Source organism: Actinoplanes campanulatus, from assembly GCF_014647795.1.
Lineage (GTDB): Bacteria > Actinomycetota > Actinomycetes > Mycobacteriales > Micromonosporaceae > Actinoplanes > Actinoplanes campanulatus.
This window is the reverse complement of record NZ_BMPW01000014.1, coordinates 30,620-54,982: the sequence shown is the minus strand read 5'-3', so window position 1 is coordinate 54,982 and position 24,363 is coordinate 30,620. Positions and strand designations below refer to the sequence as shown.

The following is a 24,363-nucleotide window of genomic DNA, read 5'->3' as shown; positions in this document are numbered from 1 at the left end:
TTCACCGCGGTTTCACCGTCTCCACCGGGTGGCGCAGCGATGACCGCCCCGCTGTCCGGCCTGGTGGTCGCCGACTTCAGCCGGGTGCTGGCCGGCCCGCTCGCCACCATGACCCTCGCCGACCTGGGCGCCACGGTGGTCAAGGTCGAACGCCCCGGGACCGGTGACGACACCCGCTCCTGGGGCCCGCCGTGGGGCGCCGCCTCCTCCGCGTACTTCGAAGGCCTCAACCGCAGCAAATACAGCATCGCCCTGGATTTCGCCGACCCGGCCGACCGCGCCACCGCCCTGGCCCTGGCCACCCGCGCCGACGTGGTCGTGCAGAATCTGCGCCTGGCCGCCTTCGGCCTCGACCGCGCATCGGTGGCCGCCGTCAACCCCGGCGTCGTCTACTGCTCGATCACCGGCTTCGGCGACGCCGACCTGCCCGGCTACGACTTCCTGGTGCAGGCGGTCGGTGGCCTGATGAGCATCACCGGCGAGGCCGGCGGCGACCCGCTCAAGGTCGGCGTGGCCCTGGTGGACGTGCTGACCGCCAAGGACGCCACCATCGGCATTCTCGCCGCCCTCAACCATCGCCGGACCACCGGCCGCGGCGACCACGTCCAGGTGGATCTGCTGTCCAGCCTGCTCGGCGGCCTGGTCAACCAGGCGTCCGGCTACCTGGCCACCGGAATCGCGCCATCACGCATGGGCAACCGGCATCCGTCGATCGCCCCCTACGAGACGCTTCGCTGCGCCGACGCCCCGATCGCCGTGGCGTGCGGAAACGACCGTCAGTTCGCCCGCCTGTGCGCCGTCGTCGGCGCGCCGTCCCTGGCCGGGGACCCCCGTTTCGCCGACAATCCGTCCCGCGTGGCCAACCGGGAGGCGCTGGTCGAGGCCTTGGAGAAGGCCCTGGCCGCGGCGACCGCCGCCGAGTGGGAGAAGCGCCTGACCGCGGCCGGCCTCGCCGCCGGGGTGGTCCGCGACATCGGCCAGGCGATCGATCATGCCCGCGACCTGGGCCTGGATCCGTTGATCGAGACCGGTCAGACCCCACAGATAAGACACCCCATCCGGTACGCCCACGCGCACCCGAAACCGGCGACCCCACCCCCGGCCCTCGGCGAACACGGCGCCCTGATCCGCTCCTGGCTGTCCGGCGCCACCGACCTGCCGTAGGGGATCAGCCGGTTCAGGCCGCGGCGGGCAGGGTGAAGGTGAAGCGGGTGCCGCCGCCGGGGTTGCCGCTGGCGGTGATGGTGCCGCCGTGGCGCTCGACGGTGCGTTTGCAGATGGACAGGCCGAGGCCGGTGCCGGAGTAGGCCTGGCCGCGGTGGGCGCGGTGGAAGGTGTCGAAGACGGCGTCGTGCTGTCCGGCGGGGATGCCGATGCCGTTGTCGGCGATGGTGACCGCGACGGTGTCGTCCACCCGGGCGCTGGAGATCGTGATGTGCGGGGTCACGTCGGCGGCGGTGTATTTGACGGCGTTGCTGACGAGGTTGTCCAGCAACTGCCGCGTGAGTACCGGGTCGGCGTTCATGGGGTGCAGGTCGGCGGCGGTGATGGCGGGCACGGGTGTGCCGGCGGCGATGGCGGTGTCGACGCGTGCGTCGGCGATGTCGGTGACCATCTGGTTCAGGTCGATGACGGCCGGGGTGAGGGCGGCGTCGCGGGTGGTGGTGTAGGCGAGCAGGTCGTTGACCAGTCCGCGCATGCGGACCGCGGCGCGTTTGACCCGGACCAGGCCGCCGTGGGCGGTGGCCACGGCGGGGTGCTCGGGGATGTCGGCCAGGGCGTCGTCAGCTGTCTCGGTCCAACCCTCGATGGTGGTCAGCGGGTTGAGCAGGTCGTGAGCGACCACGCCGGCGAAACTGGCCAGCGCGTCACGGTGACGGGTTTCGGCGGTGACGTCACGCAGCAGTGAGACGACGCGGTCCATGTAGCCGTCCGGGCCGACCAGCGGGGCGGCGGTGGAACGCAGGATCCGGTCGTGCGGCAGGTCGGGGTTGCGCACGAGCATGTCCGCGACGTGTGGCTGCCCGTCCGCGGTGACCCGGTCCCAGGGCAGGTCGTGTTCGTTCATCGGGGTGCCGTCGAGGTTGCACAGCCCGTAGAAGGCGATGGGGTCGACCGCCTCGGGTGAGCGGATTCGGCCCAGCAGGGTCACCGTGGCGGGATTGTGCATGATCAGACGGCCGTCGCGGTCGTGGACGCCCAGGCCGTCGGACATGGAGTCGACGATCGCGTTCATCAGCTGTGCCTGCCGGGATGCCTGTTCCTTCTCGGCGGTCAGCGCGGTGGTCAGAGTGGCGCGTTCGTCGCGGATCAGGGCCAGGGTCAGGCCGATGAGGGTGGACATGGCGGCGTACACGTGCGCGATCAGCACCGCGGCCTGGGCTGAGCCGAGCGTCGCGAACGGCCCCGACTGGTACAGCGTCACCGCGCCCGCGGCGAGGGTGACGGCCGCGCTGAACATCAGGACGTAGGTGGTGGACAGCCGGACGGCGGCCCACACGGTCAGGGCGAGCAGCGGGAACACCATGGAGATGCCGGGAAGGGCGAACATGACGCCGTAGGCGGCCGCCGAGCATCCGATCACGGCCAGGTACTCGCCGATGCGAACGCCCGGCACCTCGCGCACCGCCTGCCGCCACGCCGCCCGCAAGGTTCCGTGCCGGGCCCGCAGGCCGGTCAGCACCGCCGCGACGTGCCGGGTCATCGCCTCGCAGATCAGCATGCTGGTGGCCGTACTGATCAGCACGGTCCCGGCCTGGCCCCACTGGAACGTGCCGGTGACCGCCCAAAGGGCCGGGAAGCCGACCACAGCGCCGGCGGTGGCGGCGCCGACGGCGGCGGCCAGCTGTGGCCACAGATCCGCGGGGCGGCGCAGCCGGGCACGGCCCACCACGCCGAGACGCTGCGGGTGCGCAAGCGCCAACAGCCGCATGTACACGCCGACCTGGAACGGGGCGAGCAGGGTGCACACCACGGCGACCGCCACGGTCTGGCCGGCGGCCAGGTTGATGCCCACGAGCGCCGCCACCAGCACCATCGGGTCGATCCACCGCGCCGGCGACCGAAGCTGCGCGACGAACCACATCACCGCGACGCCGACCGACGGCCACAGCGAATACAGGTCGGTGCTCTGGGTGAACGGCACCCGGCTCAGGACTTCCATCAGCACGAACAACGACGCGAAGCCGGCAGTGCGCAGCAACGACGCCCGGAGACCCGCCATCGGCTCTCCCGTCCCGGTCGCGCGGCTCGCCGCAGCCGACTCGTTGTGGACCGTCATCCCCCGCACCTCCCGCCGGACGTTGCTCACCAGTCATTTCGGCCGGCGGCTCCGGTCCACCGAGAACCGGTCCGCCCGTGTGCCCGGGTCCGAGGTCCCGAACCGGACATCACGTTTCACACGCCAGCGGGCAGTGGCCGCGGGGCCGGGGCGAACAGGGTGCCGCGGATGCTTCCACGGGCGGTGCGTGCCGCGACCACGGCCCAGGCGACCACCAGGGCGGCGTAGAGGGCGACGGCGCTGACACGGAACAGGGTGGCGCCGGTGTGCAGGGCCAGTCCTGACGTGCCGGTGACCACCGTGCCGACCGGGAAGGTGAACGACCACCAGGTCAGCGAGAAGGGCAGGTGCCGGCGGGCGGTGCGGATCGTGACGGCCGCGGCCAGGGCCGCCCACAGCAGCGTGAAACCCCAGACCGGTACGCCGTACAGCACCGCGAACGCCGCCATCGCCTCCGCGTACGGGGCGGGCAGAGCGGTGGAGGCCACTCCGCCGAGCAGGTTCGCGGCGGTGATCGACTGGCCGAGCGGGCCGAGAACGATCCACAGGGTGGGCACCATCCGGGCCGGCCCGATCTCGTGATGAACCAGCCGGGCCCAGATCATGCTGATGACCACCAGCGAGGCGAGCAGGCTGATCCCGAACATCGCGTAGCAGACCAGGATCATGGTGAGGCGAGGCTGACCCGCCGGCGTGTGCGGCACGAGCATCGCACCCGTCGACGCCGACACCATCGGGGGCACGACCGCCATCAGCCAGCCACCGAACGCGCTGCGCGGATCCACGCTCTCGTGCCGGGTGAACTGTAGGTACGGAATCGCCACCGCGGTGACCAGGCCCGCGAGCGTCCCGGCGGACCACAGCGCCCAGTCGACCGCGACGGCCGCCCGCGGCCCGATCACCTGCGGGCCGGCCAGCAATGTTCCCGCTCCGACCGTCATCAGCGCCATCGGTGGGGCGCCGTAGAAGTGCGCCATGACCGGGTCGAGGTGGTGGCCCCGTGCGGTCCGGGGATGACGGCGCCAATGCACCACCGTCGCCGCGGTCAGCACGATCAGCAGAAGCGCCGCGAGCGCCCACACGCCGGTGGCGAACAGATGCAGGCCGGCGGATTGCAGGGGCAGGCTCGTCGCGGCCGTGGCAACGATGCCGGTCCCCATGACCGAGGCGAACCAGTTCGGGGTCAGATTCCGCAGTACCGAGGTCGTGCTCATGGAAATCACGATTCCGGTCCGGTGAACCGGCCGGTAGCTGCCACGAGCTTGTGAAGTCACAAGCCAGATTTGTGGCTGTGTACGATTCCGGCTTGTGGCCTTGAGCGCGCGGATGCCGGATCTCTCTTCGCTGGAGCTGCTGCTCGCGATCGCGCGTACCGGGAGCCTGAGTGCTGCCGGACGTGACCTCGGCCTTACCCAGCAGGCCGTTTCCGCCCGCCTGGCCGGGCTGGAGGCCCGCACCGGGATCCGCCTCGCCGTGCGCACCACCCGCGGCGCCGTCCTCACCCCGGCCGGCACCGTGCTGGCCGGCTGGGCCGACCGCCTTCTCCAGGCCGCTCACGAGGTCGACACCGGGATCGCGTCACTGCGCGCCGACGCCCAGGGCCGGATGCGGATCGCGGCCAGCCTGACCATCGCCGAGCAGCTGCTTCCGGCCTGGCTGGTGACCATGCGAGCGCAGGCCCGCCACCAGGGGAAGGAGCCGATCGAGGTGGTGCTCCAGGCCACCAACAGCGACACCGTCGTCGATCAGATCCGGGCCGGGGACGCCGACCTCGGCTTCATCGAGGGATCCGGCACGCCGCGCGGGCTGCGCAGTCGTGTCGTCGCCCACGACGAGCTGGTCCTCGTCGTCCTGCCCGATCACCGCTGGACGCGCCGGAGCGCCGGGGTCACCGCCGAGGAACTCAACGACACACCCCTGGTCACCCGCGAGGCGGGCTCCGGGACCCGCGAATTTCTGGCGACCGCGCTCCGGAGCCGCCTGGGCGCGGGCGCCCGCCAGTCGAAACCGGCGCTCGAACTGTCCACCACCGCATCGGTGCGCGCCGCCGTCCTCGCCGGTGCCGGTCCCGCGGTCCTGAGCCGGCTGGCGGTCGCCGACGACCTGCGCGGCGATCGGTTGCACCATGTCGTGGTCGTCGACCTCGATCTGCGCCGCGAGCTGCGCGCGATCTGGAACGGGCCACGAACACCGCCGGCCGGAGCCGTCCGGACCTTCCTGGCCCACCTCGGCACCCGGACCGGTTAATCCGCCGGCATCAGGATGGTGGTCAGCAGCCGGCGGGTGCGGCCCTCGGGTGGCAGTGCCATGCGCCGGGCGAACACCCCGGCCAGCTCGGTGATCAGCTCGCCGAGCTCGTCGTCGGTGAGGTGCAGCGCCGCCTGCCGGTAGCCGACCAGATCGCGGCCGAGATCGATGTCGCCGCGTGCGAGGTAGCGGTCGTAGTCGGCGAGCAGCCCCGCCGCGAACGCGGCGAACGCGGCCCGGTGCTGCTCGACGGTCAGTTGAGCGGCCGCCGCAGCGTCGATGAGCGCGCTCCCGGTGCGTAGCCGGTAGGTGCGCTCGGCCGCGCCGCGCACCCGGCGCTCCTCGGCCACCTCCAGGACCCCGGCCTCAGCCAGGGTGGCCACCTGCCGATAGAGGGTTGCGGTCGCCACGTCGGGGAGCAGCTCCCGCAGGCGCAGCGTGGTGAGGGCGCGATCGCCGAGGAAGGCCTGCACGATCCGCAACCGGACCGGATGCAGCAGCAGCTCCGCCGTGGTCATCTCGGGCACGTCCCTAGACCATTCTCAAGCTTGACATCGTTCGCATGAATGAGAATAGTACAGGGTATGAGCGTTGTGTCCATGACCCCGTCCGCACTCACCATCAAGCTCACCGCCGCCGAGAAGGTCGCCGGGCTGCATGGCGACGTGACCATCCCGCTGACCGCGATCACCGCGGTCGAGGTGGTGCCGGACGCGCTGGCCGCCACGCACGGGCTGCGCGCTCCCGGCCTGTCACTGCCCGGCGTCCGGAAGATCGGCACCTGGCGCACCAGACACGGCGCGGAGTTCGTCGTCGCCGGGCGCGGCCAGGGCGGGGTCCGGCTCACCCTGACCGGCCAGAAGCTCGCCTCGGTGCTGCTCGGCGACGCCGACGCCGAGGCCCTCGCCGAACGGATCCGGGCCGCCCGATGACCGCCACGGTGCGCGAGGTCGAGCTGCGCTTCCCCGGCCCGGACCGGGACCTCGCCGGCACGCTGACACTGCCCGCCGGCGCCGGGCCCTTTCCGGCGGCCGTGCTGGTCAGCGGCTCCGGGCCGATCGACCGGGATTCGAACGCCCCGAGACTGCCGATCGACTCCACCCGGCAGTTGGCGCACGCCCTGGCACGCGCGGGCATCGCCTCGCTGCGCTACGACAAGCGCGGCGTGGGCGAAAGCCGGGTGCTGCGCGACGGCACCACCGAGGGTCGGAGCGGCTGGATGCGGGCCGGGCTGTTCGACAACGCCGACGACGTGGCCGCCGGGTATGCCGCGCTGGCGGCCCGCCCGGAAACCGACGCCGCCCGGGTCTCCCTCATCGGGCACAGCGAAGGCGCAACCCTGGCAGTCATCACCGCCGCCCGGCTGCTGACCCCGCCGGTCGCGGCGGTGCAGACCCCGTCGGCCGCGGCGCAGCAGACCTCGCCGGCCGCGGTGGTGCAGGTGCCGGCGGCTGCGGCGCTGCTGACCCCGCCGGCCACGGTGGTGCAAGTACCGGCGGCTGCGGTGGTGCAGGTACCGCCGGCCGCGGTGGTGCAGGTGCCGGCGGCTGTGGTGGTGCAGGCTCCGCGGGCTGCCATGGTGCAAGATCCGCCGGCTGCCGTGGTGCTGCTGGCCGGCGCCGCCAGGCGCGGGGACGCCCTGCTGCGCTGGCAGGCGAACACGCTCGCTCCGACGCTGCCGGCGCTTGTTCGTGGCCTGCTCAAGGTGCTGCGCACCGACCTGGTCCGCCAGGTCAGCCGCAATCATGACAAGATCCGCGCCACCACCACCGACGTCGCCCGCATCGGCGGCGTGAAGGTCAACGCCAAGTGGACCCGCGAATTCCTCGGCTACGACCCCCGCGACGACCTGGCCCGGCTGACCATGCCCGTCCTCGCCATCACCGGCGGCAAAGACCTCCAGGTCGACCCCGCCGACCTGACCGCGATCGCGCGGCTCGTGCCCGGCCCGGTACAGACCTGGCTCGCCCCCGACGTCACCCACATGCTGCGCACCCAGCACGGCCCGCCGTCGCTCCGCGCGTACAAGGAAGAGGTCCGCCGCCCGGTCGACCCCGCCATCCTCGACCGCGTCACCGACTGGCTGACCACCCAGATCCCAGCCGACAGCCACAGCGCGGCCACCGCGGCCGCCGACGTCTCGTCCTGATCGATGTAGACAATGCCGTAGCCATACCGGACCCGCCTCGGCGCGCCCGGATGCCCGCTCGGACCCATCGAACCGGCACCGGAACTTGTCGGCGGGCACCCGCCGGTCTGCGGCGTTGCTCCACCGGTCACCGGAATATGTCGGCGGGCACCCGCCGGTCTGCGGCGTTGCTTACCGGTCACGGGAATCTGTCGGCGGGCATCCGCCGGTTTGCGGCGATGCACCACTGGTGCCGGAGATCGATCGGCGGGCTCAGCCAGTCGGGGCTAAGGGATGAGGTCGGCCTCCACCCCGTAGTGGTCGGAGAGGTAGGCGCGCCGCCCGTCGGCGAGAGTGACCTCGTCCTGAAAGACCAGGCGGGCGGCCCCGGTCATCGGCGGGCGTACCAGGATGTGGTCGAAGGCGGGCGGGTTCGGCCACCCGGGCGTCGGCCGATAGGTCGGCCGGGTGTCACCGGCGAGCACATCCTGAAGTCCGGTGTCGTTCAGGAACTCCCGCAGCACGACGGAGCCACGTGGCACGTTGAGGTCACCGGTCACCACGACCGGCACCGCCGGGCCGACCGCTGCGACCTGCCGGGCCAGCACCCCGAGTTCCGTCCGCGCGATACCCGTGTACCGGTTCTCCGTCGACCAGTCGCCGTCCCGGTTGGCCGAGAGATGGGTATTGATCACGACCACTTCGCCGTCATCGGTATCGATGGTCACGACCAGTGCACCCTTGCGCATCAGATACTCCGGCCGGGCCGGCGCCGTCAACGGGAACCGGACGAACCGTGACCGCGTCACCGGCCACCGGGACAGCACCACCAGGCCACCCTTGAGCAGGACCGTTCCGGCCGAGACCCGATGTGGATACCGAGGGATCAGATGCCGGTACATGACCTCCTGCAGGCAGACGACGTCGTACCGGGACTTCTCAAGGATCTCGCCGAGCACCCGCAGCCGCGGCCGGACATCCCCTTTGAACAGTGCGTTCAACGTCAACAGTCGCAGTGTGATCCCACCTCATCGAGCGTTCTCCCCGGGACGGACCATACCGGTCTCGTAGGCGAGGATCACCGCCTGCACCCGATCGCGGAGCTTGAGTTTGGGCAGGATCCGCTTCATATGGGTCTTCACCGTCGACTCCTCGACGAACAGCTCCGTCGCGATCTCCGCATTCGACAGACCCCGCGCCACCAGCGTCAACACATCCCGTTCCCGGGCGGTCAGCACCCGCAGCCGCCGCGTTGTCTCCGGATCCGGCGGAGTGGCCGTCGTCATCCGGTCGATGACCGTTCGCGTCACCGACGGCGACAGCAGCGACTCCCCGGCCGCGACCGTGTGAATGGCTTCGATCAGCTGCTCCGGCCGCGTCCGCTTGAGCAGGAATCCGGACGCTCCCGCATTGAGCGCCCCGAACACGTAGTCATCGTCCTCGAACGTGGTCAGGATCAGCACCCGAACCTCAGGCACGACCGCACTCAGTTCCCGGGTGGCCGCTATCCCGTCCTGCTGCGGCATCCGCACGTCCATCAGCACCACGTCGGGCAGGAGCGCCCGAGCCCGCGTCACCGCCTCCCGCCCGTCGGCGGCCTCACCGACCACCGCGATCCGGTCGTCGCTGGAGAGAACGGCCCGCAGCCCGGCCCGCATCAGGTCATCGTCATCAACAACGAGCACCCGAAGGACCTCGCTCACCCTGCCACCCCCCCGTCCCGTCACGAAACCCCGCACCCGCCCGAGGCCCCTCACTCCGCGGAGGGCTGTACCACCACTTTCGCCCTATACAGCGGCCTCCGTGGCCGCGATCGGGAGGCGGGCGTGCAGCCGGAACAGGTTTGGTCCGGTTGTGTCCGCCTCCAGGGTGCCGTCCAGCAGGGCGACCCGCTCGCGCATGCCGACGATGCCCATCCCGCCGCCTGGCTGTGAGACCGAGCCGACCGGGTTACTCACCTCGATCTCCACCTCCGACCTCCCGTAGGCCATCCGAACATCGGCAGTCCCGGAACCGTGCCGGGCCGCGTTCGTCAGCGCCTCCTGCAGAATCCGGTAGGCCGCCCAGGCCACCCCACTCGGCAGGCCCCGTGGCGCCCCGTCGAACGTGGTCGACACCTGCAAACCACCGGCCCGGTGCCGATCCACCAATTGCTCCAGCGCCGCCGTGTCGGCGGGCGCGGGATCGGCCGGCCCCGACTCCTCCCGCAACGCGCGGACCAGCCGGTCGATGTCGGCGATGGTGCTCTGCGCGACCTCTTCGATGGTTTCGATGGCCTGCCGTGACCGCTGCGGATCGCGCTCGTGCAGCAGCCGCGCCGCACCCGCCTGCACCAGGATCACGTTGATCGCGTGCCCGGCCGAGTCGTGCAACTCCCGGGCGATCCGGGTGCGTTCCTGCGCCGCGGCGAGTCGCCGCTGCGCTGCGATGTCCAGCTCACGCAGCCGCGCGTGCTCCTCCAACTCGGCGATCCGCTCCTGCCGCAGCCGGTTGCGGTCACCGGCGACCCACACCAGCAGAACCATCGTGATCCACGCGGCGAAACCGGGAGCGATCGACAGCATGGACCGCGCCTGGTGGTTGACGGCCATCAGGGCGATCGACAGCGCGGGGAACAACATGACCGCTGCCCACGCCGCATATCTGGGGCCGCGGGACGCGCCACCGAACTTCTCGGCCATCGCATAGGTCGCGATCAGGGCGCCCGGCGGAACATCCAGCGGATAGTCGAGGGCGAGCAGGCACAGCGAGGCCACCGTGGCGATCGCGTAGACCGTGGCCGGGAACCGACGAGCGAAGACCAAGGGCAGCGTCGACGCGAGGGCCAGCACCACCCCGAGCACATCCAGCTGCCGGTAGACGCCCTCCTGGGATCCGAGACCGCCCTGCTGGAGCATCACCAGCGTGAACACGGCGGCGAACAACGCCACCGTGCTGTCGACCAACCACCGCCTCATCGTCACGCGACCAGCGTACGACCGCCCGACCGCCCGGCGGATCCTTCACGAGGGGCATCCGGTGTACCCCTCAAGGGGTACGAGCCATGCCCCCTCCGGAGCGATTCGGCCGAGCGTTCATCGTCCCTACCGTCTGCCGCATGACTTCGGTATCGGTGCGCAGAGCCAGCGTCTTCGAACGGCTGGCCGGATGGTCCTATCGGCATCGCTGGCTGGCGCTGCTGCTCTGGGTGCTGGTCCTGGCCGGCGTCACGGCCGGCGCGGGCATCGCCGGCGACGACTACCACAACGACTTCAGCCTGCCCGGGGCACAATCGCAGCAGGCGCAGGACGTGCTGGCCGACCGGGCGCCGACCCGCGCCGGCGCCACCCTGGAGATCGTCGTCCAGGACCCGGCGGGAGTGGAGCGGCCAGCCACCCGGGCCGCCGTTGACGACATGCTGGCCCGGATCCGAAGCCTGCCGCACGTCGCCGACGCGGCGAAACCGGAGGCGGTCTCCGCGGACGGCACGATCACGTACGCGACGGTCGCCCTCGACGTCACGGCCGAGGCGATGCCGGCCGAGGACACCCGGAAGATCATCGACGCGGCACAGGTTCCGGGCCTCACCGTCGAGGTGGGCGGGGAAGCGGCCCGCGCCGCCGAAGAGGCCGAGGGCGGCGCCGCGGAGGGTGCCGGCATGCTGGCCGCGCTGATCATCCTGGTGTTCCTGTTCGGTTCGCTGCTGGCCGCCAGCCTCCCGATCGTGATCGCGGTCTTCGCCGTGGGTTCGGCGATCGGCCTGGTCACCCTCGCCTCGCATCTGGCCACGGTCGCCGACTTCACGGCACCGCTGCTGATCCTGGTCGGCCTCGGCGTCGGCATCGACTACGCGCTGCTGGTCTTCTCCCGCTTCCGCAGTGAGCTGACCGCCGGAGCGGACCGGGAGACCGCGGTGCGCACCGCCCTCGACACGGCCGGGCGGACCGTCTTCTTCGCCGGCACCACGGTGATCATCGCCCTGCTCGGCCTCGTGTCGCTCGGGATCGGCGCGCTCCAGGGCGTCGCCGTTGCCCTGGCCGTCACCGTGCTGGTCACGATGCTGGCCGCGCTGACCCTGCTGCCGGCCCTGCTCGGCCTCTTCGGTGCACGGCTGGAGCGCACGCTGCGTAAACGGCGTCGGCCGGAAGGGCGGATCTGGCGGAGGTGGAGCGACGCCGTCGGCCGCCGCCCCTGGCCGATCGCGATCGTCACGCTGGGCGTTCTGCTGGTGCTGTCCGCGCCTGTGCTGGACATGCGGCTCGGCTTCGCCGACGCGGGCAACGACGCCGCGAGCAAGACCAGCACCAAAGCGTATGAGCTGCTCGCCGCCGGGTTCGGTCCCGGCTTCAACGGCCCGCTCGTGATCGTGGTCGACGCCGCCGGTCAGCCGGCCGAAGCCGCGGCACACGCGGTCCAGCGCGCGGTGACCACCACGCCCGGGATCGCGGCCACCCTGCCACCGATTCCCGCTCCGGGCGGTGACGTGGCCACGGTGATCGCCTACCCGGCGTCCGCTCCACAGGATGAGGCCACCGGCGAGCTGGTCGGCACACTGCGCGACGATGTGCTCCCGGCGATCGCGCGGGACAGTGGGGTGACCGTCCTGGTCGGCGGCCCCACCGCTGCCGTCATCGACTTCTCCGACGCCGTCGCCGCCCGGCTGCCCCTGTTCGTGGCCGTGGTGGTGGGCCTGTCCGCGCTGCTCCTGCTGCTGGTGTTCCGGTCACTGCTGATCCCGCTCAAGGCCGCCGTGCTCAACCTGCTCAGCGTCAGTGCCGCGCTCGGCGTCATCATCCTCGTGTTCCAGGAGGGCGCCTTCGGCGTCCAGCCCGGCCCGATCGAGGCGTATGTCCCGGTCATGATCTTCGCGATCATCTTCGGCCTGTCCATGGATTACGAGGTGTTCCTGCTGGCCCGCATGCACGAGGAGTGGGAGCGCACCCGCGACGCCGCCGGTGCGGTCCGGGAAGGCCTGGCCACCACCGGCCGGGTGGTGACCGCCGCGGCAGCCATCATGATCGTCGTCTTCGGCGCCTTCCTCATGTCCCCCGACCGCATGCTCCAGCAGTTCGGCCTGGGCCTGGCAGTGGCCGTCCTGGTCGACGCCGTGATCATCCGCTGCCTCCTCCTCCCCGCCCTCATGCACCTGTTCGGCCCCCGCGCCTGGTGGCTCCCGAGCCCGCTGGCCCGCCGCCTACCCCACCTGGCACTCGAACACCGGTGACACGCGGTGCCAGCGGCGAGCCCGCCGAGTGCCTGACGGCCGGGTAAGGCGGGTGATGTCGGCTGAGAGGCCGGTGTCGGCGGCGGGCTCGCAAGGTATCTGGTTTTGGGGCGGTGATGTTGGCTGGAGGCTGTGTTAGCGGACGCCGCAGCGCGCCTGTTGCCCTGGTGGAGCGCGATGTCATCCCACCAGGGCGTCGCCCAGGGGCGTTCGTCGGTAGAGCACGGATCGGCCTGCCCTGGCCCTCTCCACCACGCCGGACCGGAGGAGTACGCCGAGATGATCGCCCACCGCACCGACCGCCATTCCGAGGGCGCGGGCCAGCTGACTCGTGCTCGCGGGATCGGCCAGCATTATCAGGATCAGGGCGCGGGAGCGTCCGATCAGTGCGGCCAGGTGTTCCGGCGCCTCGGGTGGCCCCTGTTCGAGCAGGGTCGCCACACCGCGTACCGGATAGACGATGGCCTTCGGCCACGGCTCGTCGGCGAAGACGGCGAATTCCGGCCAGATGAACACCGACGGCACCAGCAACAGGCCCGCGCCGTCCAGCACCGTGGCGTGGCCGCGCCGGCCGATCAGGTCGATTCCGCCGTCCCGCCAGCGCAGCTTCGGGTGGAGGCCGGACAGGGCCGCCTCCCAGCCGGCGCGGCTCAGTTCGCCGGATCGGTGGACGACGTCACGCTCGCAGAGAAGGCGCAATTTCGGCCAGTCCTCGGCGAGCAGGACGGACCAGGCGGCGGCCAGGAAGACGGCCAGCCGGTCCAGGACGTCTGGAGCGGTCAGCACCTCACGAGCGGCCGCCGACGACGATGACCGTGCCAGGTAGTAGTCGATCTCCTCCCGGACGAGCGGGGGCGGGGCGGCTCGTAACGCCGCCAGGTCGTCCTCGATGGTCTGCCCGATCCGCTGCGGTGGGGGACAGATGAAGGTCGCCCCCGACGTGTCCAGGTGCAGCGCGTGAATCGCGTCGAGCACCGGATCGGCCTTCAACGGCTCGAACCGGGGGCGCAACCGGGCCAGCCACGACGCGGGAACACCCCGTCCGTGTGGACCGGCCACCGCGCGGATCAGATTGATCAGATCGAACACCGGCGACAGGGCGAACCGTGTCCGCAAAAGGTCCTCGGTGCCGACGACGAACCGCAACACCCCACGACCTTACGCCAGACGACGAAACATTGGTCCGCCGCAGTGCCCGGGCCGCAAGCTCACGGCATGACCGTCACCGATCGCCCGGCCACCTATCGCGAGGTGTTCGCGGAACCCACGTTCCGCACGCTGTTCGTCGCCCGCACCCTCGCCATCAGCGCGAACTCCCTCCAGATCTTCGCGCTGTCGGTCCTGGTCTACACGAGTACCGGCTCCCCGCTGCTCAGTGCGCTCGCCTTCGGTGCCGGGTTCCTGCCGCAGTTCGCGGGCGGCCTGTTGCTCGGCTCGCTCACCGACCGGCTCCCGGCCCGTCCGCTGATCGTCGCCGGTTACGCCGTGGAGGCCGCGCTGGCGGCGACCCTGTGCCTGGCCGACCTGCCGGTCGTGGTCAACCTGCTGCTCGTGGCCGCGGTCGCCTGCTTCACCCCGGTCTTCTCCGGCGCCGCGTCGAAGGTGATCGCCGAACGTCTCACCGGCGACGCGTACGTCCTGGGCCGCTCGTTGACCAGCATGTCTTCGTCCGCCGCACAGCTTCTCGGCCTGGCCGGCGGCGGCGTCGCGGTAGCGACGCTCGGCGCCCGCCCGGCCCTGATGGTCGCCGCCGTCTGCCACCTGCTCGCCGCGGCCGCCGTCCGCATCGGATTGCCCGCCGACCACGGCGGATTGCCCGCTGACCGCTGCGGCGCCGGCTCGAAGACCGGGGGAGCGGTCCGCGACAGCTGGACCGGCGCGATCTCCATGCTCACCGACCGCACCATCCGGCGCCTGCTGCTCGCCCAATGGCTGCCGTCCGCGTTCGTCGCCGGCTCCGAAGCGCTGCTCGTCGCCTACGCCGCCCGGCGCGGCTTCGCTCCCGGCGCCGGCGCGATCCTGATGGCGGCCCCCGCGGTCGGCATGCTCATCGGCAACTTCGCCGTCGGCCGCCTGCTGCGCCCGAGCGTGCGCGAACGTCTCTCCGCCCCGCTGATCATCCTGCTGGGCGCCCCGCTGATCACCCTGCTGGCACCGCTGCCGCTACCACTGGTCACCGTGGTCCTGGTGCTCGCCGGAACCGGCTTCGCCTACGGCCTCGGCCTGCAACGCGAGTTCCTGGAAGCGGCCCCCGCTGATCGTCTCGGCCAGCTGTTCGCCCTGCTCTCCACCGGTCTGATGGCACTGCAAGGCGTGGGCCCGCTGGTCTTCGGCGCGCTCGCCGAGCTGACCTCACCCGCCACCGCCATCGCGGCCGCGGGCATGGCCACGTCGCTGGTCGCCCTCCCCGTCCACCTCCGCCGCCGCGTCGCCTGAAACCCATTCGGGGGTACGGCATCCGAGTGCCGTCGCCACCGAAACCGCCCGGCCGGATCCGAACGCGGCGTGCCCGTTTTCAAGTGGTTGTGCACCGTGGTCGATCTTGCCCGGCTGGTTGTGGGTGCTGTTCAAAGCGTGCGAGACAGCACTGACGACCGGCCGAGATTACTTGGCTGGCGCTGAGCGCTGTCTCCACGGCGCTGCGGCAGCACTGAGGACCAGCTGGGCAAGATCAGCCACTGTCCGGACAATCACTTCGGGCGGGTGGCGATCAGGACCGTTTGCCGACCGAGGGGTGAACCGGACGCTTGGTCGGCAAGGCTCGGCAGTGGGCTGTCCACCGAGCCTCATGAGAACCCGACCGCTCAGGCGACGAGGGCCCAGCGCTGCTGTGGGCGCTCGCGGCGTGCCGGGTACAGCTGCTCGACGACGCTCAGCGCCCACAGCATCCGGGGGACGGCCACCTCGGGGTAGTCGCCATACTCGGCGGCCACGTCGGCTGCGCAACCGCGGACGCCACCGTGTGTGCGCACCGCGACGCGGATCGCCTCGTCAACGACCTCGTAGGCCGGTCGGCTTCCGGTGGCCAGAGCGGTGGTGAACAGTGCCTCCGCACGGGCGGCGGTCAAAACGGCAGTCATGGTGCTCTCCTCCTTCGCGCGACACTCTCGACCGGTAGACCCTCAAGGTAGCCGTGGGATACGACAACTTTTCCGGGCGTCGTCCCTCGCAGGGGTGAACACCGCCGGACCGCCGACGGTTCACATCACACGGTTTCGTAGGCGACCACCGGGCTCGTCGCCATCCGGTCCGGACCGGGCAGCAACGCCGGGTCCTCGCCGTCGAGCAACCGCGTCGACATGACCGCGTCGCCGATCTCCCGCACTGAGTCCGCCGAGGTGGCCAGGTGGACGACGGCGAACTTCGTGTCGCCGGGATGCCACAGGGTCAGCGTCCGGACCAGGCCGGGAAGGCTCTGCAGCGCCGGCCGGATCCGTTCCGCGCCGGCGCGGCGGATGGTGGCGAGCTGGACCGCGTTCAACGGCCCGTCGAAGTAGCCGATCCATCCGGCGGTGGCCGGCCGGCCCGCCGCCGTACCGGGCCGATCGTCCTCGATCTGATAGATGTCGTCGGTCTGGATCGTCACCGGGCGTGGCCCGCGACCGGCCTGTGAGCGTTCCGAGGCCAGTTCGGCGTCCTCCCGGTTGGTCCACAGCGTGATCAGCGTGCCCTCGAGCAGGATCAGGCCCGCGTTCCCCGGATGTCCGGAGATCATTTCGACCAGCTCGCGGGCGAGCTTGTCGGCGTTGTCGGGCCGGGACGCGGTGGTCTGGATTCGTGCGTACATCGTCGGTCACCTCCGGTGGTCGTTACCGACGATGTTCGGCCCGGTTCCGTCCCCGCACATCAGTGGAAGTACTGACCGCCGACGTAGGCTTCGACCTCACTCAGGGTGAGTGGCTCGGGAAGCGGATGCCGTTGCGGGATAGTCCGCAGCGCGCGCGGGAACTCGAAGAACGTGCCCGGATCGGCCGGATAGCGGCGTGGCGAGACTCCGGCGAACGCGCCTTTCACGCCGGCACGGCCCAGCAGATCACGCCATTCCGCCGCGCTCACCGAACCCGGCGACCCGACGCCGTGGCAGAAAAGGCCCAGGTGCATGAAATCGTACGTGTCCGCGCCGTCCAGATAGCGGTGCAGCCGGTCGAGCGACGGCCGCACCGGGAACAGCGTCCAGTACGGGACGCTGCCGGTGCGCAGCGTCCACCATGGGTCCAGCAGCATGAACGACTCGATCAGCAACCGGTTCGTGGGCCGCCCGCGACGCCGGTACCAGCGACGATAGAGATCGGCGACGAGTGTGCTGAGGTCCTCCGGCTCGTCGTGGACCAGACGCGCCACCCGGTAGCCGCGTTCCTTCGCGAACCGTCGGACGTCGTCACGGAGCCCCGGCTCGAATCCCCACTCGGCCCGGCGCCGTGCCGTCCACGGGCGGCGCCTCCCACCGCCCGGCCGGAACCCGGTAGCGGCGCAGATAGTCGCGGACGCGTGCGCTGCTGTCGACTCGTGCGGCGGCAGGCCACCGACCGCCCCGAACTGGAACACGTGCCGCTCGCCCCGCGACGAGACCGGCCATGTCTGCCTACATTCCGCCAGCAGCACCGTCCCGCCGGGTTCCAGCACATCGGTCAGGAACTCCTCGTAGGCGCGCCCGAGCCGGGTCCGTTTGACCCGGAAACAGGCGATCCGGCGCAGCGTCAGCCGGTCCTGCACCGGGTCGTGCATGTGGTGCAGCACCAGGTCGGGATTGCCGTCCAGCAGGGCGCGAGCGGTGCGGTCGAAGGCGTCTGCCGCGCGTCGCGGTTCATCGGGATTCAAACCCCTTTGGCGTACGGGTATGAGCACGGTCTGCGGCAACCACGGCACGCCGAGCGCCGCGCACAGGTGGATCAGCGGATCGCCCAGTGGCGGGGTGCCGAGCCCGTGCAGGAATCGGGCCAGCGCCACGACCATCCCCGTCGCGGAGTCGAACCCGGCGACCTCACGCGGCATCCCCACCGCCGGTTGATGCCCCGAACCACCGGGTACGAACCGGCTGTGACCACTTCTCCGCCTCGGATCTGTCCACTTCAGGTGTGGTCGATCTTGCCCGGCTGGTCGCCGGGGCTGTCTCGAACGCTCCGAGACAGCCCTCACGACCAGCCGGAACTGATCCGGAGCGCCTATCGGTCGCGGATTACGGGGGTGCGGTCGCCGACTGGCTGGCCGGAAACATGCGGTACCCGGTGATTCTCGCCGGGCACTCCAGCGGAACACAGGTGGCCGCCGAGGCCGCGAGCCGGGACCCGAGGGTGGCCGGGCTGGTGCTGGCGGCGCCGATGACCGATCCCGCCCATCGCCGGCCGGACCGCCTGTTCCACCGCTGGTTGCTGGCCGGACGTCGTGAGGCTCCCGGCGTCCTCGCCACGCAGTGGCCGGAATGGCGGCGTGCCGGGCCGCGCCTCATCGCGCATCTGGTGCGCGTCCATCGACGGCATGTCATCGAGGAGTCATTGCGCGGAGTGACGGCGCCGATCCTGGTGCTGCGGGGCCGGGAGGATCCGATGTGCACGGCGCGGTGGGCCCGGAGTCTGGCGACCGGCGGCTACGTCGAGCTGCCCGGCGCGCACGACTTCTGCTGGGGCGATCCGAACGGCTGGTCGGCCCCGATGCGGGCCTTCGCCGAGGCCGTCGCACGAAGTGGTTGACGGCGTTCGCCGGGCCGTGGGGCGGCCATGGCTCAGAAGTCGCCGGCCAACTGGTCCAACCAGTTGACGGGTTGGTGTGAGGGCGGGCACACTTCCCGGCATGACGTTCGAGCCGATCTCCCGGCAGTCCGTGTCGGATCAGGTGTTCGGGCGGCTGCGTGACGCCATCGTCAGCGGTCGCTACGCCGCCGACGAGGCGCTGCCCAGTGAGCGTGAGCTGTCCGCGACGTTCGAGGTCAACCGGCATGCGGTCCGCGAGGCACTGCGGCGGTTGCAGCAGCTCGGGCTGGTGCAGGTGAGTCAGGGCGGAGCGACCCGGGTGCTGGACTGGCGGGCCACCGCGGGTCTCGACCTGACGATGGCGCTCGCCGGCGCCGAGGACGTGCTGCCCGTCGCCACGCTCGAACGGGATGTTCTGGAGATGCGTGCCTGCATCGGTGCCGACGCCGCCCGGCTGTGCGCCGAGCGGGCCGCACCCGGGGCGCGGGCGGCGATCACCGAGGCCGTCGACCGTTATGCGGCGGCCATCCCCGATCTGGCCAGGATGGGGGAGGCCGACCTGGCGCTGTGGCGGCGGATCATCGAGGGTTCCGGGAACATCGCCTACCTGCTCGCCTTCAACAGCCTCACCGCCGGGGCGCTCGCGGTCGGTCATGTGCCCGCTCCCCGGCGTACCGCTGAGCTCCTGGACGTGGCCGCCCACCGTAGGTTGTCCGATCAGATCGCCCGGGGCGACGTGGCCGGCGCGCAGCGCACGGCCCGTGAGCTGCTCGCGCTGACCGCGATCGGCGCGGCCGCCGCCCACGACGAAGCCGGTGAGACCACTTCCGAACGCGGCTGACGACGGGCGGCGCCGGTCGAGCCCACAACGAAGCCGACAAGCCACCCGAGGCGAGGCAGCGCCCGCCCACGGAAAGCCGCCGACGAAGCCATCCGCGGAGGAACGGCTGCGGCGTCCGTGAAGCACGCCGTGCGGAAACGAAGACGAGACCGTGTGACCGCCTTGGCGGAGACGCGGCGATGACCCCTGTCCCGGTCGGGGCGGTGACCACCGACGACCGCCCCGGCTCACCCCACGGATTGGACAAGCCCCCGGAATGATTCCCGCCGTCCTCTACGCCGTCCCGGCGTTCCTGTTACTGATAGTCATGGAGGTCCTGTCGTTCCGGTTCCTGCCGGACGACGAGGAGCGGGGCTACGAGGCCCGTGACACCGCCACCAGCCTGTCCATGGGTGTGGGCAGCCAGATCATCGGCGTGCCGTGGAAGCTGTTCACCGCGGTGCTGTTCGCCGGGCTCTACGTGCTCAGCCCGGTCAAACTGGACCCGCACGACTGGTGGGTGTGGGTGCTGCTGTTCTTCGCCGACGACTTCGCCTACTACTGGTTCCACCGGCTGCACCACGAGGTGCGACTGCTCTGGGCCGGGCACGTGGTGCACCATTCCAGCCAGTACTTCAACTTCTCCACGGCGCTGCGGCAGAGCTGGACGCCGATGACCTCGCTGCCGTTCTGGCTGGGGCTGGCGGCCCTCGGATTCCCGCCCTGGATGATCTTCCTCCAGCAGTCGATCAGCCTGGCCTACCAGTTCTTCCTGCACACCGAGCGGATCGACCGGCTGCCCCGGCCGATCGAGTGGTTCTTCAACACCCCGTCGCACCACCGGGTGCACCACGGCTCCAACGACCCCTACCTGGACCGCAACTACGGCGGCATCCTGATCGTCTGGGACCGGCTGTTCGGCAGTTTCGAGCCGGAGGGGGAGCGCGTCAGCTACGGCCTGACGACCAACCTCCAGACGTTCAACCCGCTCAAGGTCGCCACCCACGAGTACGCGGCGATCTGGCGGGACGTGCGGGCGGCGACGAGTTGGCGCCACCGAGCCGGGTTCCTGTTCGGCCGCCCGGGTTGGCAGCCGGCGGCATGAGCACGACGACGGCGCGGCGCCTGGACCTGCCGCTCACCCTGTTCGCCGTCGCGGCGGCGGTCGAGATCGTCGCGGTCGCGGCGGACGTCACCGCCCTGCAATGGGTGGCGAAACCGCTGCTGGCGCCGCTTCTCATCGCGCACCTGCGCAAGCCGGGCCCGATCACGCTGGCGCTGGTCTGCGCCACCGCCGGGGACATCGCGCTGCTGATCCCGGGGCAGACCGCGTTCCTGATCGGGATGCTGTTCTTCCTCGGTACGCAGATCACCCTGATCGTGGCGTTCCTGCGCCGGTCGCGGCCACCGGTCGCGGCGATGATCGGGTACGGGGTGGTCTGGGCGGGCGCGAACCTTCTGCTGTGGAGCCGGCTGGGCGCTCTGCGCGTACCGGTGATGATCTACAGCCTGGCGCTGACCGCGATGGCGGCGGCAGCGGCAGGGGTCTCCCGGCGGGTCGCCGCCGGTGGCGCGTGTTTCCTGGTCTCGGACGCGCTGATCGGCCTCGGCGCGGCCGGGTTCGAACCGCCCGGCCACGGCGTGCTGGTGATGGCGACATACATGGCGGCCCTCTACCTGATCGCCACCGGCTTCGATGGGCGTGGGCCGTCGAAGTCGGGGCTGCGATATGAATAGATCTACGGCTTCTTGAGCGTTTTGATTCTTTAGGGTGATTCGCGGAGTCGAACCTCCTCGAAAGGAGTGCACGATGAGCACCCACACCCTGATCAGGGTGGACGAGACCGTTGATCGGGCGGCGGTGACCGAGTTGTCGCGGCGGCCCGAAGCCCCGACGAGCGGCGTCCCGATCGGCCCACCGATGGCCAGCGGCGACCCGCTGATGCTTCTGCTGTCGGCGCCGCGGCCGAAGAGGGCCCGCTGACCGCCGGCTACGAGCAGGCGGTCAACGAGTTGGCGACCCGTGTCGTGGACGGACTCGAATCCGGCCATGACACGGGTTCGCCGGCACAGTTCGTTGCCGTGTGCCCGTCCCGTTCCCGCGCGCTCGCCGCGATCCGCATCCTCGGCGCCGACACGATGGCCGGCGCCGCCCTGCCCGGCCCGGACGACCGCGCGATTCTCATCGAGGCCGTCGGCACGTTCGCACAGCCGGGCCCGGATCCGGTGGCCGACTGGCAGGAGTGGGCCATGCAGCGCGCCGCCGGCGTCACCCACCGGATTCCGGACGCTCTGCCGTTCCACGCGGGCGACTCCTGGAAGACCTTCGCCGGTGCGCTCGTGGCGCTCTCCGCCCTGGCCACGCCGAAACTCGACGGCCCGCTGCACGACGCGGTCCGGGACCGGCCCGCGGCCATCGCCCGAGGGGCGGCGCGAGCGACGATGCGGCGCGATCATCCGACCGCGGCGGCGCTCACCCGCTGGCTGGTCCTCCTTCAGTGGTACGGCGTGCGCGTGCCGCTGGACACCGGCCTCCTGCTCGACCACCTCCGGCTGCTGGGCGGCGCCGCCGCCCGGACCGCTCTCGACGTGGCCGTCTGCGATCGGATGCGGCGATGACCGCCACCGTGGCCGCCCACCGGCTGGCGGAGTCGGCCACCAGTTGGCTGAGCGGCGGAATCCACCATCTGCGCCTGGATCCGGACGACGACAGCACATACAAGTCGCTCGGCGAGACGGCGCTGGCCGCGGCGATCATCTTGCGTGAGGGAGTGGCCGGAGCGGGCCAGCGGCAGGTCGCCCGTGATCTGCTCGAGTACGCCTGGTGGGAGCTGGGCCGCGGCGACGCGCTCTACGCCTGCCAGGCGGAGAATCCGGCATCCACCGACCCGCTGGAGATCTACGCCCATTTCGCCCGGGCAGGTCTACGGCATCCGGCCCTCGAGGAGCTGCTGCGGCATCTCCGGCGGACCCGACCCGAGCACACGAGGGAACTGGTGCCGAACCGGCGCCTCGCGGTGGCGAACGCCGCCCGGATCACCGGCCTGGAGCCGTCCGCCGACATGACGGCCTTAGCGGCGCGAACCTGGCTGGGCGCTGCTACCGCGCCATGGCTCATCGACCGGACAACCGCCTACGGCATGACCCACACGGTCTTCCACCTCACCGACTGGGGCGCCGACCCCGGCGGCCTCACCCCGGAGATGGTCGGCTACCTGGAAGTCTGGCTGCCGGTGTGGCTCGACGTGTGGACCGAGATCGCCGCATGGGACCTGGTCGGCGAGCTGCTGATGGTCGACGCCTGCCTGCCCGCGCCGGTGTGCCCGCCGGAAGCCTGGACCGGGCTGGCGGAGGTGCAGCGCCCCGACGGCCGTCTGCCGCGCGACGCCGAGCCCGGCCCGGACGAGCCCGGCGAAGCCTTCCTGCACGACCACCATCCGACGGTGGTCGCCGCCGTCGCCGGCACCCTCGGCCTGTCCCGTCGCCTGCACGCGCCGGCGGCCGCCGCATGATCGGCCTACCGGCCGGGGCCACCGCGGTCGGCACGGTCACCGTCCGCGACGGTCAGGCTTCCTTCACCCATCGGGGTACGGGAGACCCGCGCACCCGGTACGAGATCGGATCGGTCACCAAGACCCTGACCGTGCTGCTGCTCTGCGACCTGGCCGCCGCCGGCCTGGTGGCCCTCGACGACCCGGTGAACCGCCACCTGCCGCCGCCGGCCCGCCTGCCCGGGCCGCACGGCCCCGAGGTGACCCTGCGCCATCTGGCCGCGCACACCTCCGGCCTCCCGCGCGTGCCCCGCGACCTCTACCTGCGTGCGCTCCCCACGCCGCTGTCCGCCCCGTACGCCCGCTACCCCGCCAGGTCGCTGCTGAGGGCGGCCGGCCGGTGCCGGATCCGCCACGCGCCGGGCAGCCGGACCGGGTACTCGACCTTCGGTATCGGGCTGCTCGGCGAAGCCCTGTCCCGGGCGGCCGGCACCGGCTGGGCGGACCTGATCGCGGCCCACATCACCGTTCCGCTGGGTCTCACCGACACCGGCTGCGAACAGCGCCCGGAGCGGGACGCCACCGGGCACAGCGCGCGCGGGCGGATCCGGCCGCCGTTCCGCATTCCCGGCCTGGCTCCCGCCGGCGCCCTGCGCAGCACGGTCACCGACCTGGGCCGTTATCTGGCCGCGTGGCTGGATCCGGACAGCTCGCCGCTGGCGGCCGCCGTGCGCCTGGCCACCACCGCGGGGATCGGCTGGGAACGCGACGGCGATCTGCGCTGGCATTCCGGCGCGACTCCGGGCTTCACCGCCCTGGCCGGATTCTGTCCGCCCCGGCGTACCGCCTTCGCGGCGCTGACCGACGCCACCCCCGGCCGCGACAGCATCGTGACGCCGGCCTTCGCGGCGCTGGAGGCCTCGGCCCGGACGGTGGACGCCGAACCCTGACCGGCGCGATACACCCTATGCGGCTCTGGAGGGCTCCCCGCGGCGAGCCGCCGGCATCGTGGCCTGGGCGTGACGGCGCTGCTTCACCGCGTACATCGCCTGGTCCGCCTGCGCCAGAAGCTGCTCCGCGGCAATGCGGTGACCGGCGGCGACGCCCGCGCTCCCGCGCACCGGTGTGCCGTCCGCGGCGTGCAGCTCGCCGAGCCGCCGGACCAGCCGGTCGGCGATCTCCTCCGCCTCGATCCGCGTCGTGTCCGGCAGCAGCATCACGAACTCGTCGCCGGCCAGCCGGCCGGGCACGTCGTGGCCGGGCCGGGCGATGGCGTGCAGAGCCCCGGCCACCTGAACCAGGACCTCGTCACCGGCGGCGTGGCCCAGCCGGTCGTTGATCTGCTTGAACCCGTCGAGGTCGAGGAAGAGCACGGCGACCGGATCCGGCCCGTCGCAGCGGTCGCGCAGCGCGGCGGTGAACGCGGCCCGGTTCGGCAACCCGGTCAGCGAGTCGTGCTCGGCCAGCCGTTGCAGCCGGTCCTGCAGGTGGCGCAGCCGTTCGGTGC

General features: G+C 71.5%; 25 protein-coding genes. 14 read left to right on the top strand and 11 right to left on the bottom strand.

From position 1 onward, the window contains the following. The first annotated feature begins 39 nt into the window (after positions 1 to 39). Positions 40 to 1,164, top strand: a complete 1,125-nt coding sequence (locus IEZ13_RS25855) for a CaiB/BaiF CoA transferase family protein (protein ID WP_183223637.1) — start codon at positions 40 to 42, stop codon at positions 1,162 to 1,164. 13 nt (positions 1,165 to 1,177) lie between these two features. Here the strand turns inward: IEZ13_RS25855 and IEZ13_RS25850 are convergent, their stop codons facing one another. Together IEZ13_RS25850 and IEZ13_RS25845 are read right to left on the bottom strand one after the other, a co-directional pair. Next, on the bottom strand, positions 1,178 to 3,280 hold the full coding sequence (locus IEZ13_RS25850) for a sensor histidine kinase (protein ID WP_183223635.1): 2,103 nt from the start codon (positions 3,278 to 3,280) through the stop codon (positions 1,178 to 1,180). 116 nt (positions 3,281 to 3,396) lie between these two features. Beyond that, positions 3,397 to 4,494, bottom strand: a complete 1,098-nt coding sequence (locus IEZ13_RS25845; RefSeq protein WP_183223633.1) for a TDT family transporter — start codon at positions 4,492 to 4,494, stop codon at positions 3,397 to 3,399. A 112-nt stretch (positions 4,495 to 4,606) separates the two neighbouring features. Between IEZ13_RS25845 and IEZ13_RS25840 the strand changes: the two genes are divergently transcribed. Continuing rightward, the gene (locus IEZ13_RS25840) at positions 4,607 to 5,527 is read left to right on the top strand and encodes a LysR family transcriptional regulator (RefSeq protein ID WP_221245858.1); all 921 of its coding nucleotides are present in this window, start codon (positions 4,607 to 4,609) and stop codon (positions 5,525 to 5,527) included. Here IEZ13_RS25840 and IEZ13_RS25835 read toward each other — a convergent pair. Beyond that, the gene (locus tag IEZ13_RS25835; RefSeq protein ID WP_183223628.1) at positions 5,524 to 6,045 is read right to left on the bottom strand and encodes a helix-turn-helix domain-containing protein; all 522 of its coding nucleotides are present in this window, start codon (positions 6,043 to 6,045) and stop codon (positions 5,524 to 5,526) included. The two genes, IEZ13_RS25840 and IEZ13_RS25835, sit on opposite strands and share 4 nt — an antisense overlap. A 66-nt stretch (positions 6,046 to 6,111) precedes the next feature. On the opposite strand from IEZ13_RS25835, the gene IEZ13_RS25830 reads away from it, so the two are divergent. Together IEZ13_RS25830 and IEZ13_RS46785 are read left to right on the top strand one after the other, a co-directional pair. Continuing rightward, the gene (locus IEZ13_RS25830; RefSeq protein ID WP_183223625.1) at positions 6,112 to 6,459 is read left to right on the top strand and encodes a hypothetical protein; all 348 of its coding nucleotides are present in this window, start codon (positions 6,112 to 6,114) and stop codon (positions 6,457 to 6,459) included. Further along, the gene (locus IEZ13_RS46785) at positions 6,456 to 7,676 is read left to right on the top strand and encodes an alpha/beta hydrolase (RefSeq protein ID WP_203834092.1); all 1,221 of its coding nucleotides are present in this window, start codon (positions 6,456 to 6,458) and stop codon (positions 7,674 to 7,676) included. Before IEZ13_RS25830 ends, IEZ13_RS46785 begins: the two co-directional genes overlap by 4 nt. A 266-nt stretch (positions 7,677 to 7,942) precedes the next feature. Here IEZ13_RS46785 and IEZ13_RS25820 read toward each other — a convergent pair whose 3' ends face one another. The 3 genes from IEZ13_RS25820 to IEZ13_RS25810 all read right to left on the bottom strand — a co-directional run bounded on the left by IEZ13_RS25820 (position 7,943) and on the right by IEZ13_RS25810 (position 10,612). Further along, positions 7,943 to 8,662, bottom strand: a complete 720-nt coding sequence (locus IEZ13_RS25820; RefSeq protein ID WP_183223624.1) for an endonuclease/exonuclease/phosphatase family protein — start codon at positions 8,660 to 8,662, stop codon at positions 7,943 to 7,945. A 21-nt stretch (positions 8,663 to 8,683) separates the two neighbouring features. Next, entirely contained in the window at positions 8,684 to 9,358 is a 675-nt protein-coding gene (locus tag IEZ13_RS25815; protein ID WP_183223622.1) for a response regulator, read from the bottom strand. Positions 9,359 to 9,442: 84 nt separating this feature from the next. Beyond that, positions 9,443 to 10,612, bottom strand: coding sequence for a sensor histidine kinase (locus IEZ13_RS25810; protein WP_229795070.1), 1,170 nt, complete (start codon positions 10,610 to 10,612; stop codon positions 9,443 to 9,445). 140 nt (positions 10,613 to 10,752) lie between these two features. On the opposite strand from IEZ13_RS25810, the gene IEZ13_RS25805 reads away from it, so the two are divergent. Then, positions 10,753 to 12,858, top strand: a complete 2,106-nt coding sequence (locus IEZ13_RS25805; RefSeq protein WP_183223619.1) for an MMPL family transporter — start codon at positions 10,753 to 10,755, stop codon at positions 12,856 to 12,858. A gap of 180 nt (positions 12,859 to 13,038) precedes the next feature. Here the strand turns inward: IEZ13_RS25805 and IEZ13_RS25800 are convergent, their stop codons facing one another. Continuing rightward, positions 13,039 to 14,007: a DUF5937 family protein gene (locus tag IEZ13_RS25800; protein ID WP_183223617.1), complete on the bottom strand. Its 969-nt coding sequence runs from the start codon at positions 14,005 to 14,007 to the stop codon at positions 13,039 to 13,041. Positions 14,008 to 14,073: 66 nt separating this feature from the next. On the opposite strand from IEZ13_RS25800, the gene IEZ13_RS25795 reads away from it, so the two are divergent. Beyond that, on the top strand, positions 14,074 to 15,294 hold the full coding sequence (locus IEZ13_RS25795; RefSeq protein WP_183223615.1) for an MFS transporter: 1,221 nt from the start codon (positions 14,074 to 14,076) through the stop codon (positions 15,292 to 15,294). 368 nt (positions 15,295 to 15,662) lie between these two features. Here IEZ13_RS25795 and IEZ13_RS25790 read toward each other — a convergent pair whose 3' ends face one another. The 3 genes from IEZ13_RS25790 to IEZ13_RS25780 form a co-directional block, all read right to left on the bottom strand. Next, positions 15,663 to 15,938 (bottom strand): hypothetical protein, encoded by a 276-nt coding sequence (locus IEZ13_RS25790; protein WP_183223613.1) that lies wholly within the window; start codon positions 15,936 to 15,938, stop codon positions 15,663 to 15,665. A gap of 125 nt (positions 15,939 to 16,063) precedes the next feature. Beyond that, positions 16,064 to 16,645: a hypothetical protein gene (locus tag IEZ13_RS25785; protein WP_183223610.1), complete on the bottom strand. Its 582-nt coding sequence runs from the start codon at positions 16,643 to 16,645 to the stop codon at positions 16,064 to 16,066. A gap of 59 nt (positions 16,646 to 16,704) precedes the next feature. Beyond that, on the bottom strand, positions 16,705 to 17,856 hold the full coding sequence (locus tag IEZ13_RS25780) for a hypothetical protein (protein WP_203834091.1): 1,152 nt from the start codon (positions 17,854 to 17,856) through the stop codon (positions 16,705 to 16,707). 77 nt (positions 17,857 to 17,933) lie between these two features. On the opposite strand from IEZ13_RS25780, the gene IEZ13_RS25775 reads away from it, so the two are divergent. The 8 genes from IEZ13_RS25775 (at position 17,934) to IEZ13_RS25740 (ending at position 23,806) form a co-directional block, all read left to right on the top strand. Continuing rightward, positions 17,934 to 18,545: an alpha/beta fold hydrolase gene (locus IEZ13_RS25775; RefSeq protein WP_183223608.1), complete on the top strand. Its 612-nt coding sequence runs from the start codon at positions 17,934 to 17,936 to the stop codon at positions 18,543 to 18,545. 100 nt (positions 18,546 to 18,645) lie between these two features. Then, positions 18,646 to 19,386 (top strand): FadR/GntR family transcriptional regulator, encoded by a 741-nt coding sequence (locus IEZ13_RS25770; RefSeq protein WP_183223606.1) that lies wholly within the window; start codon positions 18,646 to 18,648, stop codon positions 19,384 to 19,386. Between the two features lie 256 nt (positions 19,387 to 19,642). Next, entirely contained in the window at positions 19,643 to 20,470 is an 828-nt protein-coding gene (locus IEZ13_RS25765; protein WP_183223604.1) for a sterol desaturase family protein, read from the top strand. After that, entirely contained in the window at positions 20,467 to 21,102 is a 636-nt protein-coding gene (locus tag IEZ13_RS25760; protein WP_183223602.1) for a lysoplasmalogenase, read from the top strand. Before IEZ13_RS25765 ends, IEZ13_RS25760 begins: the two co-directional genes overlap by 4 nt. A 73-nt stretch (positions 21,103 to 21,175) precedes the next feature. Further along, positions 21,176 to 21,349 (top strand): hypothetical protein, encoded by a 174-nt coding sequence (locus tag IEZ13_RS25755; RefSeq protein WP_183223600.1) that lies wholly within the window; start codon positions 21,176 to 21,178, stop codon positions 21,347 to 21,349. 98 nt (positions 21,350 to 21,447) lie between these two features. Beyond that, the gene (locus IEZ13_RS25750; protein ID WP_183223598.1) at positions 21,448 to 21,984 is read left to right on the top strand and encodes a hypothetical protein; all 537 of its coding nucleotides are present in this window, start codon (positions 21,448 to 21,450) and stop codon (positions 21,982 to 21,984) included. After that, complete coding sequence (locus IEZ13_RS25745; protein WP_183223596.1) at positions 21,981 to 22,877, top strand: DUF6895 family protein; 897 nt, start codon at positions 21,981 to 21,983, stop codon at positions 22,875 to 22,877. Before IEZ13_RS25750 ends, IEZ13_RS25745 begins: the two co-directional genes overlap by 4 nt. Beyond that, positions 22,874 to 23,806, top strand: coding sequence for a serine hydrolase domain-containing protein (locus IEZ13_RS25740; protein WP_183223594.1), 933 nt, complete (start codon positions 22,874 to 22,876; stop codon positions 23,804 to 23,806). The genes IEZ13_RS25745 and IEZ13_RS25740 overlap by 4 nt, the downstream gene beginning before the upstream one ends. Positions 23,807 to 23,821: 15 nt before the next feature. Here IEZ13_RS25740 and IEZ13_RS25735 read toward each other — a convergent pair whose 3' ends face one another. Then, entirely contained in the window at positions 23,822 to 24,322 is a 501-nt protein-coding gene (locus IEZ13_RS25735) for a GGDEF domain-containing protein (RefSeq protein WP_372441928.1), read from the bottom strand. Positions 24,323 to 24,363: the final 41 nt, after the last annotated feature.

Bases quoted from the DNA above. Each gene is read 5' to 3' on its own strand.
- IEZ13_RS25835 (WP_183223628.1), bottom strand. From the start codon at position 6,045: ATGACCACGGCGGAGCTGCTGCTGCATCCGGTCCGGTTGCGGATCGTG.
- IEZ13_RS25810 (WP_229795070.1), bottom strand. From the start codon at position 10,612: ATGAGGCGGTGGTTGGTCGACAGCACGGTGGCGTTGTTCGCCGCCGTG.
- IEZ13_RS25805 (WP_183223619.1), top strand. From the start codon at position 10,753: ATGACTTCGGTATCGGTGCGCAGAGCCAGCGTCTTCGAACGGCTGGCC.
- IEZ13_RS25785 (WP_183223610.1), bottom strand. From the start codon at position 16,645: ATGTACGCACGAATCCAGACCACCGCGTCCCGGCCCGACAACGCCGAC.
- IEZ13_RS25795 (WP_183223615.1), top strand. From the start codon at position 14,074: ATGACCGTCACCGATCGCCCGGCCACCTATCGCGAGGTGTTCGCGGAA.
- IEZ13_RS25850 (WP_183223635.1), bottom strand. From the start codon at position 3,280: ATGACGGTCCACAACGAGTCGGCTGCGGCGAGCCGCGCGACCGGGACG.
- IEZ13_RS25760 (WP_183223602.1), top strand. From the start codon at position 20,467: ATGAGCACGACGACGGCGCGGCGCCTGGACCTGCCGCTCACCCTGTTC.
- IEZ13_RS25845 (WP_183223633.1), bottom strand. From the start codon at position 4,494: ATGAGCACGACCTCGGTACTGCGGAATCTGACCCCGAACTGGTTCGCC.
- IEZ13_RS25790 (WP_183223613.1), bottom strand. From the start codon at position 15,938: ATGACTGCCGTTTTGACCGCCGCCCGTGCGGAGGCACTGTTCACCACC.
- IEZ13_RS25770 (WP_183223606.1), top strand. From the start codon at position 18,646: ATGACGTTCGAGCCGATCTCCCGGCAGTCCGTGTCGGATCAGGTGTTC.
- IEZ13_RS25740 (WP_183223594.1), top strand. From the start codon at position 22,874: ATGATCGGCCTACCGGCCGGGGCCACCGCGGTCGGCACGGTCACCGTC.
- IEZ13_RS25755 (WP_183223600.1), top strand. From the start codon at position 21,176: ATGAGCACCCACACCCTGATCAGGGTGGACGAGACCGTTGATCGGGCG.
- IEZ13_RS25830 (WP_183223625.1), top strand. From the start codon at position 6,112: ATGAGCGTTGTGTCCATGACCCCGTCCGCACTCACCATCAAGCTCACC.
- IEZ13_RS25855 (WP_183223637.1), top strand. From the start codon at position 40: ATGACCGCCCCGCTGTCCGGCCTGGTGGTCGCCGACTTCAGCCGGGTG.
- IEZ13_RS25765 (WP_183223604.1), top strand. From the start codon at position 19,643: ATGATTCCCGCCGTCCTCTACGCCGTCCCGGCGTTCCTGTTACTGATA.
- IEZ13_RS25840 (WP_221245858.1), top strand. From the start codon at position 4,607: ATGCCGGATCTCTCTTCGCTGGAGCTGCTGCTCGCGATCGCGCGTACC.
- IEZ13_RS25745 (WP_183223596.1), top strand. From the start codon at position 21,981: ATGACCGCCACCGTGGCCGCCCACCGGCTGGCGGAGTCGGCCACCAGT.
- IEZ13_RS46785 (WP_203834092.1), top strand. From the start codon at position 6,456: ATGACCGCCACGGTGCGCGAGGTCGAGCTGCGCTTCCCCGGCCCGGAC.